Source organism: Phocaeicola oris (assembly GCF_021295095.1).
In the GTDB taxonomy this organism is placed as follows: domain Bacteria; phylum Bacteroidota; class Bacteroidia; order Bacteroidales; family Bacteroidaceae; genus Phocaeicola; species Phocaeicola oris.
On sequence record NZ_JAJLQX010000001.1, the window covers coordinates 273,140 to 288,476 of the forward strand.

13 protein-coding genes and 1 riboswitch are annotated in these 15,337 nt (G+C 36.5%); of the genes, 9 read left to right on the forward strand and 4 right to left on the reverse strand.

The window, feature by feature from the left end; all coding sequences use genetic code 11:
- Positions 1-2 precede the first annotated feature (2 nt).
- Genes gldE through mutY form a run of 3 tightly spaced genes read right to left on the reverse strand, consistent with a single transcriptional unit; the run spans position 3 to position 2,929 of the window.
- Positions 3-1,391 (reverse strand): gliding motility-associated protein GldE, encoded by a 1,389-nt coding sequence (gldE, locus tag LO761_RS01240; protein WP_272816514.1) that lies wholly within the window; start codon positions 1,389-1,391, stop codon positions 3-5.
- A gap of 28 nt (positions 1,392-1,419) precedes the next feature.
- Positions 1,420-1,860, reverse strand: coding sequence for a single-stranded DNA-binding protein (locus tag LO761_RS01245; protein ID WP_272816515.1), 441 nt, complete (start codon positions 1,858-1,860; stop codon positions 1,420-1,422).
- 22 nt (positions 1,861-1,882) lie between these two features.
- The gene (gene mutY, locus LO761_RS01250; RefSeq protein ID WP_272816516.1) at positions 1,883-2,929 is read right to left on the reverse strand and encodes an A/G-specific adenine glycosylase; all 1,047 of its coding nucleotides are present in this window, start codon (positions 2,927-2,929) and stop codon (positions 1,883-1,885) included.
- Between the two features lie 184 nt (positions 2,930-3,113).
- Here mutY and LO761_RS01255 point away from each other — a divergent pair, with 184 nt between their 5' ends.
- From LO761_RS01255 to LO761_RS01275, 5 genes are all read left to right on the forward strand, one after another.
- Entirely contained in the window at positions 3,114-3,389 is a 276-nt protein-coding gene (locus LO761_RS01255) for an HU family DNA-binding protein (protein WP_272816517.1), read from the forward strand.
- 247 nt (positions 3,390-3,636) lie between these two features.
- Positions 3,637-5,211 (forward strand): Rne/Rng family ribonuclease, encoded by a 1,575-nt coding sequence (locus LO761_RS01260; RefSeq protein ID WP_272816518.1) that lies wholly within the window; start codon positions 3,637-3,639, stop codon positions 5,209-5,211.
- Positions 5,212-5,796: 585 nt separating this feature from the next.
- Positions 5,797-6,375, forward strand: coding sequence for an outer membrane beta-barrel protein (locus LO761_RS01265; protein WP_272816519.1), 579 nt, complete (start codon positions 5,797-5,799; stop codon positions 6,373-6,375).
- A gap of 98 nt (positions 6,376-6,473) precedes the next feature.
- Entirely contained in the window at positions 6,474-7,031 is a 558-nt protein-coding gene (locus LO761_RS01270) for a flavodoxin (protein ID WP_272816520.1), read from the forward strand.
- Between the two features lie 172 nt (positions 7,032-7,203).
- The gene (locus LO761_RS01275) at positions 7,204-7,926 is read left to right on the forward strand and encodes a hypothetical protein (protein ID WP_272816521.1); all 723 of its coding nucleotides are present in this window, start codon (positions 7,204-7,206) and stop codon (positions 7,924-7,926) included.
- Between the two features lie 25 nt (positions 7,927-7,951).
- Here LO761_RS01275 and LO761_RS01280 read toward each other — a convergent pair whose 3' ends face one another.
- Positions 7,952-8,869, reverse strand: a complete 918-nt coding sequence (locus LO761_RS01280; protein WP_272816522.1) for a sirohydrochlorin cobaltochelatase — start codon at positions 8,867-8,869, stop codon at positions 7,952-7,954.
- A 75-nt stretch (positions 8,870-8,944) separates the two neighbouring features.
- A riboswitch (cobalamin riboswitch) is annotated at positions 8,945-9,156 on the forward strand.
- A gap of 53 nt (positions 9,157-9,209) precedes the next feature.
- Here LO761_RS01280 and LO761_RS01285 point away from each other — a divergent pair.
- The 4 genes from LO761_RS01285 (at position 9,210) to cobJ (ending at position 15,334) form a co-directional block, all read left to right on the forward strand.
- Positions 9,210-11,558: a TonB-dependent receptor gene (locus LO761_RS01285; RefSeq protein WP_272816523.1), complete on the forward strand. Its 2,349-nt coding sequence runs from the start codon at positions 9,210-9,212 to the stop codon at positions 11,556-11,558.
- Between the two features lie 199 nt (positions 11,559-11,757).
- Positions 11,758-12,279, forward strand: coding sequence for a hypothetical protein (locus LO761_RS01290; protein ID WP_272816524.1), 522 nt, complete (start codon positions 11,758-11,760; stop codon positions 12,277-12,279).
- A 30-nt stretch (positions 12,280-12,309) separates the two neighbouring features.
- Positions 12,310-13,809: a PepSY domain-containing protein gene (locus LO761_RS01295; protein WP_272816525.1), complete on the forward strand. Its 1,500-nt coding sequence runs from the start codon at positions 12,310-12,312 to the stop codon at positions 13,807-13,809.
- Positions 13,810-13,924: 115 nt separating this feature from the next.
- The gene (gene cobJ, locus LO761_RS01300) at positions 13,925-15,334 is read left to right on the forward strand and encodes a precorrin-3B C(17)-methyltransferase (protein ID WP_272816526.1); all 1,410 of its coding nucleotides are present in this window, start codon (positions 13,925-13,927) and stop codon (positions 15,332-15,334) included.
- Positions 15,335-15,337: the final 3 nt, after the last annotated feature.

Sequence of the window (15,337 nt, forward strand, 5' to 3'; positions counted from 1 at the left end):
CTTTAATCTTCTTTCTTTTCTGTATTCGACTTCTTTTCCTTGGCATCGTTATCAGCAGACTCAGTTATAGAATCGACAATAACCTTTACTTGTTTAATTCTTCGAGTGTCCATAGCTAACACTTCAAAATGAAAATTCTTATAGTCCATTTTCTCATGCAAGCGAGGAAAATCACCTTTTATTTCAAGCAATAAACCTGCTAACGTATCAGCGTCACCTTCTATATCCTCAAATATATTCGTATCACTGTCAAGTACTTTATAAAAATCACTCAGAAGAATTTTTCCTTCAAAGATAAATGTATTGTCGTTCAGCTTTACATAATTACGTTCATCTTCATCATATTCATCATTGATTTCACCAACAATCTCTTCTATAATATCTTCCATTGTAACGATGCCGGAAGTTCCGCCAAATTCATCAACAACGATAGCCATGTGTACTCTGTTTTGCTGGAATTCACGAAGCAAATCGTCAATCATTTTTGTTTCCGGAACAAAGTATGCCGAACGAACTAAGCTTTGCCAACGAAAATTATCAGGTTTTTTTAGATGAGGAAGTAAATCTTTAATGTAAAGAATACCTTTTATATTATCAGGCGATTTGGAATAAATAGGAATTCGGGAATATACATTATCAACGATGCACTTCAGTACGTCAGGATAAGTAGTATTGATCTCCAAGCCTACCATATCCATTCGAGGAGTCATAATTTCTTTTGCTGTTTCGCCACCGAAGCGAATTATGCCTTCCAAAATATTACTCTCGTCGAAAATCTCTTTTTTATCCGTCAGTTCTAAAGCCTGTGATAAGTCATCAACCGATATATTATATTTTTTCTTGTCGACCACTTTCTTCATAAAGAAAGAAGATCGAACCAGCAGATTAGATAATGGAGAAAATATTTTTTTTAGAATACACAATGTGTGTGCGGCTTTCCTTGCAAACTTTAACGGATATTGGGCGGAATATATTTTAGGTATGATTTCGCCGAACAATAATAACAGAAAAGTCAGGATAATAGTAACAACAACAAATTGTAGAATCACTGAATTTCCCCACGAAATAATATTAGCGAAGAAATAGTTCAGCAACATAATGATTGTTACGTTCACAAAATCATTGGCTATCAAAATGGTTGCTAATAAGTGTTCGGAATCATTTAATAAAGATTTAATACGTTTATCAACCATATTTTCCTGCTTGTCCACTTCATTTAAATCACTTGGGGAGAGAGAAAAGAACGCTATTTCAGATGCAGAGACAAAAGCAGAGCATCCTAAAAGTATCACAGCTAATAAAAGTGCTACAATAGCACCAAAACTCGGTGCCATTACCGTAACACCATTGAATAGAGATTGTATCTCTGATATGAACGAATCAGAATCCAAAGAGATCAGATTTAGTTAGACTTCTTTTTTAGAAAGGCAAATTATTTGAATCTGATGATTCCTGTGCCATATTCGTATTTTCCAATGGCTGTGAGACTTCGTTAGCCGTTGTAGTAGTTTGTTGACGTTGACTACTTCTGTTGGAAAGCATTTCCATATTATCAACATAAATCTCTACACGAGTGCGATGAACACCATTCTGATCGTCATATTGACGGCTTCGTATCTTGCCTTCAATATATAACAAATCACCTTTATGAACATATTTTTCAGCAACCTGAGCCAAACCTCGCCATAAAACAATATTATGCCATTCTGTACGATCAGGAACTTGTGTGCCATTTGCTAAAGTATAGCCACGTTCGGTAGTAGCCAAAGGAAAACTCGCTACAGCTTGATTACTATCATAATATCTTATGTCCGGATCTTTCCCGACATTACCAATTAATTGAACTTTATTTAAGGACATAATTAAAAACTTACTTTGTTTGCTACAAAGTTAGCGAAAGAAACTGATTTATCAAGCGAGATACCGCAAATTTATGTATATCATTAATCTTTATTTTATGATAATTCTTAAAAGATTCTGAATCTTCAGGCAAATTTACTTCATAAAAATTAGCATATATTATCCGATGCGAAAGTACGTGCTTCACTCCTTTCTGAACCAATTTGAATACTGGCTTGTCGTTTGAGGAAATCATATTATGTAACTGAGGCAAAGAATAAAACTCTTCCTCCGAAACTGCTCGATCGGTTTCTATCATAGGAAACTCATATAAATTTTTCCATATATCATCTGCAATCCGTTTGTGAATGACGGTTTCTTCTCCCATCCGGACAAAGATGTAATTATAATATCTGTTACTTGTTTTTGTTTTATGTTGCTTCACGGGAAGGGTTTCAACTAACCCTTTCTTATATGCTATACAACAGTCAATTAGAGGACAAAACATACAATTTGGGTTGTTCTTTGTGCATTGTAAAGCTCCAAATTCCATAATAGCTTGATTATGAAGTGCAGGGCGGTTCTTATCTAATAACATTTTTGCCGCTTCGGAAATCATTCTTTTCCCCTCTCCGGAATCAATAGGTCTGTCAATACCCAGCCAGCGAGACAGAACACGATATACATTTCCGTCAACGACTGCGTATGGCATATCGTAAGCAAAAGAACAAATGGCAGCAGCTGTATATTCGCCAACACCTCTTAAATTTAAAACATCTTCCAATGTTTTCGGAAACTCTCCTATTTCTGCTATTTGTTTAGCTGCCATATGTATATTTCGAGCTCGTGAATAATAACCTAATCCTTGCCAACATTTTAAAACTTCATCTTCCTCAGCTTCTGCTAATTTAAACACATTAGGGAAACGACTGACAAAACGTTGATAATAATCAAGTCCCTGTTCTACACGGGTTTGTTGGAGAATAATTTCTGATACCCAAATTAAAAAAGGGTCTTTTGTTTTTCTCCAAGGTAAATCACGTTTATGCTCCTCGTACCAATTAATTATAGTGTTACTAAAATCATTCATAATCCATTTATTAAAAGAAATACTTAATTCTGAAGCAAAATTAGAAGATAAATACTTAGCAACTAATTTTTTAAGAAATTATTTTGTGAAATATTTCGTTTCAAAATGGAAAAGTACTATATTTGCAGTCCAATTTAGCGAATTATGTAATAAACATTTGTATAACAGTATAATTTAGGCAAAAATGACTAAAGCAGATATCGTTAATGAAATTGCAGAAAAGACAGGAATGTCTAAGCCAGAAGTATTAAATGTGGTTGAAGCATTTATGGTAAGTGTGAAAAACTCTCTCACAAATGGAGAGAATGTCTATCTCCGCGGCTTCGGCAGTTTCATAGTTAAAACACGTGCACAGAAGACAGCACGTAACATCTCGAAGAACACTACGATTATTGTTCCGGAGCATAAAATTCCAGCCTTCAAACCAGCTAAGACTTTCACTATTTCAGTAAAGAAATAAGGAAAAATATTATTAACAATTTAAACTTTTAGAGCTATGCCAAGCGGAAAAAAGAAAAAAAGACATAAAATGTCTACTCATAAACGGAAAAAAAGATTACGTAAAAACAGACATAAAAGCAAATAAATAGATTTGTTGTCTGTTATTGACACAGAAATAAAGAACAAACCACAAAAAGTAGAATATATAAATACTTAGTAGGTTTGTTCTTTATTTAGGAAAGAAAAGTGATTAAAAAAACATTGATGTGACAAGCGAATTAGTAATTGATGTACAACCCAAGGATATTTCTATCGCTCTTACCGAAGATAAGCAGTTGGTGGAATTCCAAAAAGAAGGAAGGAGTGCTTCTTTTAATGTGGGAGATATGTATTTCGGGAAAGTTAAGAAGATTATGCCCGGATTAAATGCCTGTTTCGTAGATGTCGGTTTTGAAAAAGACGCTTTTCTTCACTATTTAGACCTCGGTTCTCAATTTTATTCTTTTCAAAAGTATTTGAAGCAAGTTTTAAGCGATCGCAAAAAACTTTATCCTATTACAAAAGCTACAATGATGCCAGATATCGACAAAAATGGTACGGTATCGGATGTTTTAAAGCAAGGGCAAGAAATCATTGTACAAATTGTAAAAGAACCTATATCAACAAAGGGACCACGACTAACATGTGACTTGTCGTTTGCAGGACGTTTTCTTGTCCTCATACCGTTTAATGATAAGGTATCTGTTTCTCAAAAAATTAAATCAAACGAAGAACGCGCCCGTCTGAAACAATTGATACAAAGCATCAAACCTAAAAACTTTGGAGTGATTGTACGAACTGTTGCGGAAGGAAAACGCGTTGCGGAACTCGACGCTGAGCTGAAACTATTGCTTCAAAGATGGGAAAGTATGATCACAAAGGTACAAAAGTCAAGTAAACTGCCTGCATTGGTCTATGAAGAGACAAGCAGAACAGTTGGTATGCTTCGCGATTTGTTTAATCCTTCTTATGAAGCCATTTATGTAAACGATAATACCGTTTTACAAGAGATTAAGGATTATGTCAAATTCATTGCCCCTGAACGGGAAAGCATTGTAAAATTGTATACAGGTCAGTTACCCATCTTCGATAATTATGGAATAACCAAACAGTTGAAAGCTTCGTTTGGGAAAATTGTAACGTATAAAAGTGGTGCGTATCTTATTATTGAGCATACAGAAGCACTGCATGTGGTTGATGTAAATAGCGGTAACCGTTCGAAATCGACCAATGGACAGGAAGAGAATGCCATTGACGTAAATTTAGGTGCCGCAGATGAATTGGCACGACAACTCAGACTCCGTGATATGGGAGGAATCATTGTCGTTGACTTTATTGATATGAACTTGGCTGAAAACCGTCAGAAGCTTTATGAAAGAATGTGTAAAGACATGCAAAAAGATAGAGCAAAACATAATATATTGCCACTCAGCAAGTTCGGTTTGATGCAGATTACCCGTCAACGAGTACGTCCTGCTATGGATGTTACCACTGACGAACTTTGTCCTACATGTTTTGGTAAAGGTCATATTAAATCATCTATTTTGTTTACGGATACATTAGAGAATAAACTTGATTACTTGGTTAATAAGCTGAAGATTAAGAAATTCACACTGTACATTCACCCCTATGTTGCCGCTTATGTCAACAAGGGAGTCATGTCCTTAAAGAGGAAATGGCAAATGAAATACGGATTTGGCATTAAGATAATTCCAGATCAGAGTTTAGCTTTTCTCCAGTATAAGTTCACGGATGAACATGGAGAAGAGATCGACATGAAAGAAGAAATGGAAATTAAATAAAATAAGAGGATGTGTCAAAATGAGCACATCCTCTTATTTTTATGTACCAAAGATCTATTTATATTATTGTATATCGAAATGGTATAAGATGAATTGGGGGTAAATCTTCATAAGCAATCAAATTACATAAGCTATTGGAAGCTATGAGATGATGAATCTATGAGCCTATCTATATTGATTAAATTTATCATCAAGATGAACCGACAAAGTGATACGCATGAACCGTCCAACTCATACGGATGACTTTAACAACTCATGCGGATGAATTAACTAACTCATCAGCATCACTTACTCAACTCATCAGCATCACTTCAATCGCTCATACGTAACAAATGTTGTTATTGTATGTTTGCTCAAACAACAACCATTACGATCCCTAAAATTTAACTATAAAAAAACATCTAATGACATTATCTTCAGAATTTTTATTTCGTACCTTTGCCGGGCTGTAAGCCTAAATTCATTATCTTCTACGCAACATAAAGGTAAATGAATGTGGGAATATGGCTACATTTGCGACAGCCGATTGTTGCCACAAAACTTAATTGGAAAGATTTATTATGTTGCGAAATTAAAAATAACAAAATGAAAAGATATTTGTTTCTCATAGTTTGTATTTTCTGTTCATCCATGACTTTCTCTCACACAATAGGCTTTAACGAAAAGCGCATAAAACCAGCCAACAATATCTTCAAACTCAGTTATGGCCCGGGTGTGTTATTATCAACTTTCTATGACTACGGCGAAATATACAATAACGCCACCATGATTGAACTCTCTTTGGATTACGAACATGTATGGAATAACGGTTTCGGCTTTGGTATCAATGCTTTACAAAATCACTGTAACAAAGGTGACTTCAATGTCTTCTATATCGGCCCAAGCTTTGTTTATAATTATACCACGAACAAAGGTATTCGTCTTGATACCACTTGTGGCGTCGGTTATGCCGCCAATGATTTTGATTATCGCAAGTCGCGAAACGGTGTCGGTGTGTTTGTCTCTTTCAGCCTTGATTATATGTTTACCAAACACTTTGGCTTTGGAGTCGAAATTCGTGACATGGTTACTTCTTATAAGAAGCCGAAAGAATTTAAGAGATTTAAAGGTCGTTATGCCATCGATTGGGCAAGTGTCTCATTAGGTGCACGTTATTATTTCTAAACTTGTACAAAAAAGAATTCTTTCTGTTAAAAGCATCCATTTGTTTTCAAAAAAGAATATAACTTTGCAGATGGTAAAACAATAAAACAAATAAAATTATGAAACGATTTTTATTTATTACGCTCGCGCTCTTCACCTTAAGTTTAGGTGTAAGCGCTCAAACAAATGAAGGAGGTAAGAAAATGAAGACATTAGTCGCATACTTCTCTGCTACCGGAACAACGGAGAAAGTTGCAAAAGATTTGGCAGACGTTATAAAAGGTGACCTGTTCAAAATAGAACCGGCCAAACCATATACCACAGCTGATTTGAACTGGAACGATAAAGAATCGCGCAGCACAGTAGAGATGGCAGACAAATCATCTCGTCCGGCTATAGCTAACAAAGTTCAGAATATGGCTGACTACGACATCGTATTCATAGGATTCCCTATCTGGTGGTACACGAACCCAACTATTATCAATACATTTATGGAAAGTTATGATTTTACAGGCAAGACGGTAGTTCCTTTCGCCACTTCCGGGGGAAGTAACACCAAGAAAGCTGAAGCCGATATGAAAAAGCTCTACCCAAATGTCCATTTCCGTCAAGGCAAGTTGTTGAACGACGCTGACAGAAACACGTTGATTAACTGGACTTCATGGCTGAATAAATAAATTTTAGTTTTTGAGGAAGAAGCGGGTCTATTGCTGATCCGCTTTTTTTATTTTACAATTTCATAAGCAAATATGCTATTTTCTTCATAAAAAATAAAAAAATAAAGCTAAATATCATTACTTCCTGTCAACTTAACCATTATGACATTATATTTGTCGGAAAATTAAAAATATGAGAGTTAAACATTGGACTTTGTTTTTATTATATGTTCTTTGCTGCATTTCTATGGCAAACGCGCAAACAAGACAAACAACAAGAACCGGTACAAAAAAGCAAACTTTCAGTGCTGATGACTCTCTAAGGATAAGACGTCAGAAAGATAAAGAAGAAATAAAGTTAAACCAAGAAGCTGTTAACGCTATTATCTTTAATTATATGGATGATGCTCCTACCATTCTTGATGCCCCAAAACTTGATCAGCACAAAAAGAATTTGGAGTTTCGTGAAGATGCTGTGAAAGATATGGTATTTATAAAGGAACAGAAAAGCAGAAAAAGAGTTACCATGCAACTGAATCCGAACAGTCACTCAAGTATATACGATGTAAGTGAGAATGATATCCGCAATCGTCCGGTAGCTCCTTTTACAAAGGACGATGGAACAATGCAAGCAGGTATCGGCGTCCGCCATACCTTTGACGCTCAAAAGTTGCTTACGGAAAATTTAACGAAACGCGGACGAACCCTTCGCCATAACCGAAAATACGCCAATGCCTGGAAGCATTATCGTGACGATATTCCGGAAAAAGGAGATTCCATAAAGAAAGATTCTACCATTATGCTGCAAACAATGTATGACATGGCAGACCGTCTTTATCCTCTGAAAAAAGATTCTCTTTCGAGCCAAACGAAAATAGCATTAAAGCACAAAGTAGATTCCCTGAAAATTAAATAAATAACTTATATCTTCGTATTCACCTTTACTTGCTATAAATAGCTTTTTTGGTCATTATGTCCATCGTTGCATGATTCATGGCAAAGCGTATATGATTGATAAATATATCTTGTACCTCCGGAATCTGACCAAGACCTTCAATGTGGAGCTGTACCTTGAAGCCTTCTTTCTCAAGCATCTCTTTCCATTCTATCGAAATATCGTTTTGAGCATGATCACCTGCAACGAACATAAACGGAACAAGGGTAATCACCTTTGCTTTTGCAGCTTTCAACTGAGACAACATAGTCTGAAAAGTAGGATATCCTTCAATAGTTCCTACATGATAATTAGAATGTCCTTCAGCTTTCAACATATAGTCTATCTCACTGTAAATAGCAGTCGACGGATTCGTGGTTCCGTGTCCGACCAGTACCACATGTTCATGCTTTTTTGTATCGGCAGGAACACGCCGTGTAAGAATAGAAACCACTTCCTGCGCATCCTTTACATCGTAGAGTAGTGGATTCCCCAGCCGTACCACCTTAAAAAACGGAGCAACACCCGCTATATCTTTCTGTAACGACTCGTTTTCCCATCCGGTAATAATGTTCGTACTCTGCACCAATACGCGAGTATAACCTTCAGAACGAAGTTTCAAAAGCATATCGAGTGGAGTCAGTTTCACTATTCCACGAGTTTTCAATCGCTTAATGATAATACGTGACGTATAAGCCTCGAACATATCCAGATCAGGGAAAGTAACTTGAGCCTTCTTATTAATAGCATCAATAGTAAGTGCACGAGTATCATCGTGTGTAGTCCCGAAGTGCACCATCAACAAGGCAACCTTCTCCCCTTTCTCCATATTCTGAAGAAAATTACTTTCTGAATAATCCTCTAAACCCTGCCCATAACATCCAACCGAAATAAGACCAATGAGAAAAAAAAGTATCTGTTTCATGATATCGTTTGTTTATTTTCAGCAAAGGTATATTTTTTTAGAGTAATTCATACAATATATAAAGAAATTGATTATTTTTGCGCTTGGAAATCAGGTGAGACAATGACTGACCGGTCGGAGTCTTTAAAAGGGAATTCGGTGAAAGGCCGAAACAGTACCCGCTACTGTAAGATCCAGTTCCTTGAAATATAGGAATTTACATTTCTACAATACCACTGTCCGGAAGTAATAACGGATGGGAAGGTGAAGGATCAAGTCAGGAGACCTGCCCGATAACCATAATTAACGAAGTTCCCGGGTAAGGAACTTATTTAATAACTTAAATTACACTTTTCTTTTTATGAAGAAACTGTTTGTTTCTGTCCTGTCAATTATGATGGGATTATCTGCAAGTGCGCAGAATGACAAGAAGGAATACACCAATTTCAACGATACGGTGCTTTCCATTAATGAAGTACAGGTAATGGGAAAAGACATGTCGAGGTCTAAAGCTTTAAAACTGGATGTACCAAAACGTTATTTACCTATCTCAACAGCCACATTGCCATCCGAGGTTTTAACTAACCGTGATATTACGGACATTCAAAGTGCGGTACAATTTATCCCGGGAGTTCGTTTTCAAACCTCTTATGGTGCTTTTCAACAAGTTTCAATCCGCGGATTCGATAAATCAATTGTCATGATAGACGGTGTCCGTGATGAACGTTCGGCCATAGACAACTCATATCCTTTCATGGATCTGTCATCAATCGAAAAGATAGAATTGCTGAAGGGTCCTTCATCCGTACTCTACGGTTCATCATCCGTCGGTGGTGTGCTGAACATCGTTCGTAAAGCTCCTATCGCTAAAAATAACTTCAATGCCCGTATAGCTTATGGAAGTTGGTACAACAAACAGGCTACAGTAGGATTTGGCGGCAAACTGACCGGACCTGTCAACTATCGTGCCAACATCAACTTCCAAAATACCGAAGGATGGAGAGACAATAAAATAAATCGTTTGTCCGGCTATTTTGTTTTAGGCGGGAAGATAACCGAAAAGGATGAATTCGATATTCGCTGGTCGGGAAACCACGATTTCTACTCAACCGAAATCGGTTTACCCAACATCATGCCGGAAGATATTTATAATGCTTCTACAGGATCTCTTTATTTAAAAAAGAATGACGAGCTTCCCGGACTTGATAGGAAATGGAGATACAACAGTGAATCGGACTTTATGTACAACCGCTCACAGAATATCTCCGGTCAGTGGAAACATACTTTCAGCGATAAAGTGAAGTTGATGGACAAACTCTCGTACAGCTACGATGATATCGATTATTTCGGAACAGAGTCTCTGGATTATCTCACCAGTACCGATCCTATCTATCCTTATTATTACGAGTCAGGTAATAAACGAACTTATATCAGTCTTGATTCCTTATATTATAGTTATCCATTAAGATTCTCACACATCGCCAAGACATTAAACAATCAGTTGGAACTGAACGGTAAGTTCAATACCGGTTCTATAAAACACAATTATTTAGCCGGCTGGTCTATCATCTATCTGGATCGTACCTCATACAGCGGATACAACTTTGGCAAAAAGGGCGACGATGTAATCGGCCCCGGTCTGACAGGTCATGGTACAACTCACAACCCGCACAGCATCGGTTGGATGGAAACTAAGTTCAGTAAGGCAACTCCTCAGTACACACTCATGAATGGATTCTATCTATACGACTTAATAGAGTTCAGCAAACAATGGAAAGTCTTGTTGGCAGCTCGATACGATTTTTACAACTACAAACGTGCTTCCGGAATCAATACAATTAATGGTGGTCGCAAGCATGAGGCAGTGAATGGCGATGAATATTCTAAGATTAAAAACCACGCTTTCACTTTCCGTGTCGGCGGTGTTTATCTTCCAATGGAAGAATGGTCAATCTATGCTTCTGTAGGTTCGTATTTCAAACCTATCCGAACATTCTATAACGATAATACCATATACGTTGACAGAAACGGTCATCCTTATACACCTACAAAAGGAGAAGAAGTATTCAAGCCGGAAAAAGGTATGCAGGCTGAATTGGGTACCAGCTATGAACTGACAAATAAATTGAAAGTTGATTTTAGCATCTTCTATATTAATAAGTATAATATGACTCGCACATTGGCTAATAAAGGTGAAGTTATCAATGGTGAAACCTTAGATAAGAATGTCATAGGACAAGTTGGCCGTATGGATTCTAAAGGTTTCGATATTGAATTAACTTATAATCCTATCCCTGGCATGACTTTCATGACCGGTTATGCCTACACTGACGCACAAGTTCGTGAGATGGAAGATAATATTTGGATGAGCAGTGACGCAACAAAGGGCAAGCAATATCCTCGTATTCCTAAAAATACTTTCTTTGTATTGGGAGACTATACAGTTCAGAAAGGATTTTTGAGAGGATTTGGAGTCAATTTCGATGTGGACTTCCAGGATAAGGTTTACCGTAACAGTGCTAACACTACATACTTTGATTCTTTCTGGTTGACTAATCTTGGTTTCAGTTATAAATTCAAGAACGGTATTCGTGCCGGATTGAATATCAAGAATTTATTCAATGAGAAATACTGCAACCAATCATTAGGAAATCAGTTTGTACCAAGTGCGCCTCGTAATTACATGGCATCTTTATCTTACTCATTCTAATTATGAGATCAGCTGTTTCATGTACAAAATTTGATAAAGAAAACTGTAACAAGATACAAACGACCAACTTTATTCCTAAACATGTAAAGAAAATAATAATAAATGCTCAAAGTGATTATTCAAAAAAATTTAGTGGTTATTGTTCCTATAAAGATTTATTTTCTAATGTATCATGGGATAGTTGCAAAATTATAATAAAATGAAACATATATTTTTCTTTATAACTATTTTGTTTGTGAACATAGCAGAACTAAATGCACAAATACCTACAAACAGTCAAATTATTGAAGTTGCAAATAAAGTTTATGCTAAGCAAAAGTATAAGAACTTCCAAATAAAAAATGGTGATCCTATTATAGAAGAACAAGAAACAATCTACCTTCCCCCTGAAAAACTGAATAAGATAAGAAAAATTTCTTCTTTTGGAGGAGCAAAAGCCGGCTGCAAATATTATATCGTTAAATATCCATGCGACATGAAAAAGTACCAAACAGAAAGCCGCTATTGCATGCAAGTCTATATTTGGGCAAATTCTTTACGTGCCTTTTCTGTAAAATTAGGTAATGGCATTATATTTAAAGAAAATGTTGGAGGCAACGGGAAACCTGATTGGGAAGAAAAAAGCAGAAATTGTCACATAGAATATAAGGGAGATACCGAACTTCTGAAAAATGCGCCCAATAGTGCTTTATATGGTAAAAACATACAATGTGCTTTGTAATGGAGATATGGTTATTGAAATAAATTAATTATGATAAACAGGTTTATATACACCTTACATAAGATACTGGGAACAATTCTCAGTATCTTATTCCTGATGTGGTTTCTAACGGGAATTGTGATGATTTATCATCAGTTTCCATCGGCCAATAGGGATGAGAAAATGGCAAAGTATGATGCTCTACCAGATTCACTTCCTTCAATCGACAATATAGCTCAACGACTAACGAATAAAAAGCCCAAAAGACTCAGTGTGTATTCATACTTAGGAAAAACCTACTTCAGCGCAAGTGAAGAAATAAGTACGCGAAGCAGAAACGGCAATCCGGAAAGACTGATGGCCGACAGTACACAGATAATTCCGGTGGTAAATGCTGACTATATTAATAAGGTAGCTGCTCTATGGTGTGATGGACCGATAGCAAAAGTAGACACTTTGAATAAGTTGGAGCAATGGATTCCATTTGATCGGCTGAAGAAAGACTTTCCAATCTATAAGTTCTACTTCAGTGATAAAGACCGAACACAATTATATATTTCTTCCATTACAGGAGAAGTACTTCAACAAACCACTCATGCCGAACGGATATGGGCTTGGATAGGAGCTATTCCCCACTGGGTATACTTCACATGGCTTCGCCATGATGTAGATTTGTGGAAAGATGTCATTATCTGGATTTCTATTATAGGCATCTTTATGCTAATAGCTGGATTTTACATTGCTATCCGATCGTTCCGTATATCAGTAAAGCGTGGAAAAGGATTAAGCAGCCCATACAAAAAGAAATGGTATCGTTATCACCATATCTACGGAACCATATTTGGCATATTCCTCCTGACATGGATTCTCAGCGGTATGTACTCACTCACCGATACACCAAAATGGTTGGGTAAAGAATATAAGGAATATCCCTCACACAAAATAATGAGTCAAGGGGTTCTTCCACTCAATGAATATAAGTTGGACTACCGAAATGTAATTCATCAGTACACAGGAAAGGTAACTCAAATAACGTGGAGTAGTTTTTACAATATTCCCATCTATCAAATACAATTAAAAGGTGAAGATAAAATGTTGTATGTTGATGCATCAGAAAATAGTATCGTATCACTTGATATAACAAAAAAGATAGTAACTGATGCCATACAAAAAACACATGGAAATGAACCATTCACCATTACTAAAATGACAGAATACGACAATTATTACCTCGACAGAAAAGGCAAACTTGATTTACCTGTATGGAAAGTCAAAGTAGATAATGCCGACAATACCGTATATTATATCAATCCCAATACAGGAAATTTCCGTAGTGTAAACAACCATTCACGATGGCATTTCCTACTCTATCAAGGTTTTCACAGTTTAAGGTATAAAGTTTTTATAGGTCACAATACTTTATGGACAGTAGTGATGTGGGGATTATTACTTGCAGGAGCCTTTGTATCACTTACCGGTCTGGTATTAGGTATTAAATATATTATCCGCTTATTCAAAAAACCAAACAAGCTCAACAACACAAACAATTAACACAATTAATTAATTCAATTTATGGAAAATGAATAATGGAGAGAGCATAAGCAATCTTCATTATTCATTTGATTTTAAAAACAGAAGCGTTAAATTTGCACTAAAATTGAAGATTATGAGTACAAAGAGAATAACAGTGGTTGGCATAGGACCAGGAAGTTCTGAAGATATTACTCCTGCCGCAATGAACGCCCTGAAAGAAGCTGATATCATCATTGGCTACAAATATTATTTCCAATTTATCAATCCATTTCTGTCCCAGCAGACAGAGTGTATAGATACAGGAATGAAACGAGAGAAAGACCGTGTTCAACAAGCTTTTGAACTTGCGGAACAAGGCAAAAAAATAGTAGTAATCAGCTCTGGTGATGCTGGGATTTATGGTATGACTCCACTGGTCTACGAAATGAAACGTGAGCGAAACAGTGAAGTTGAGGTAGTTTCCTATCCGGGAATTAGTGCGTTTCAAAAGGCAGCTTCTATTTTAGGTGCTCCTATAGGACACGATTTTTGTATCATCTCTTTATCCGATCTGATGACTCCATGGGAAATTATTGAAAAACGTATTTTAGCTGCATCCATAGGAGACTTTGTTACAGCTGTATATAACCCTAAAAGCAATGAACGTTACTGGCAGCTCTACCGTCTGAAGGAAATCTTTCTCAGCGAAGGACGCTCTGAAAATACACCTGTTGGATATGTTCGTCAAGCAGGCAGAAAGGAACAGACAACCACTATCACTACCTTAGGGAAATTCAATCCGGAAGAAGTGGATATGTTCACTATTGTTATCATCGGGAACTCTCAGTCATATACTTGGAATAATCGCTTTATTACTCCTCGAGGATATTATCGTGAAGACCAAAATAAGGAAATAAAGATTGGACAAAGCATTATGATCAATAGTTTCCGTACCATTGAGAAGGAGCTGAAGAATAAAGATATTCCTCTTGATCGTAAATGGCCGTTACTACATGCCATTCATACTACAGCCGACTTTAATATGGAAGATATTCTTTATACCGATAAACATGCTGTAGAAATCCTTTATAATAAAATTATCAATAGAGAATTGAAATATATTATTTCAGATGTAAATATGGTAGTCAGTGGCATTCGTAAAGGTGCTTTGAGCCGCCTAAATATTCAAGCTCTTTGTTACTTAGATGATTCTCGTGTAGCAGATATGGCTCAAAATGAGAATATAACTCGCACACAAGCTGGAATCCGATTAGCTGTAACCGATCATCCTGATGCTCTTTTTGTCTTTGGAAATGCTCCTACAGCCCTTATAGAGTTATGCCATTTGATTCGAAAACGGAAAGCCTGCCCCGTTGGAATTATTGCAGCGCCTGTAGGATTCGTTCATGTAAAAGAATCCAAATACATGGTAAAACCATTCACCGAGATTCCGAAAATTATTGTAGAAGGCCGGAAAGGAGGTAGTAATCTGGCCGCCACATTAGTAAATTCCATTCTTACCTTCAATGATGCAGAAGCCCTGCTTCCTGGAAGAGATTTATAGTGA

Excerpts from the sequence above, each read along its gene's own strand:
- LO761_RS01245 (WP_272816515.1), bottom strand. The coding sequence starts at position 1,860 with ATGTCCTTAAATAAAGTTCAATTAATTGGTAATGTCGGGAAAGATCCG.
- LO761_RS01285 (WP_272816523.1), top strand. The coding sequence starts at position 9,210 with ATGAAGAAACTGTTTGTTTCTGTCCTGTCAATTATGATGGGATTATCT.
- cobJ (WP_272816526.1), top strand. The coding sequence starts at position 13,925 with ATGAGTACAAAGAGAATAACAGTGGTTGGCATAGGACCAGGAAGTTCT.
- LO761_RS01265 (WP_272816519.1), top strand. The coding sequence starts at position 5,797 with ATGAAAAGATATTTGTTTCTCATAGTTTGTATTTTCTGTTCATCCATG.
- LO761_RS01275 (WP_272816521.1), top strand. The coding sequence starts at position 7,204 with ATGAGAGTTAAACATTGGACTTTGTTTTTATTATATGTTCTTTGCTGC.
- mutY (WP_272816516.1), bottom strand. The coding sequence starts at position 2,929 with ATGAATGATTTTAGTAACACTATAATTAATTGGTACGAGGAGCATAAA.
- LO761_RS01255 (WP_272816517.1), top strand. The coding sequence starts at position 3,114 with ATGACTAAAGCAGATATCGTTAATGAAATTGCAGAAAAGACAGGAATG.
- LO761_RS01295 (WP_272816525.1), top strand. The coding sequence starts at position 12,310 with ATGATAAACAGGTTTATATACACCTTACATAAGATACTGGGAACAATT.
- LO761_RS01280 (WP_272816522.1), bottom strand. The coding sequence starts at position 8,869 with ATGAAACAGATACTTTTTTTTCTCATTGGTCTTATTTCGGTTGGATGT.
- LO761_RS01290 (WP_272816524.1), top strand. The coding sequence starts at position 11,758 with ATGAAACATATATTTTTCTTTATAACTATTTTGTTTGTGAACATAGCA.
- LO761_RS01270 (WP_272816520.1), top strand. The coding sequence starts at position 6,474 with ATGAAACGATTTTTATTTATTACGCTCGCGCTCTTCACCTTAAGTTTA.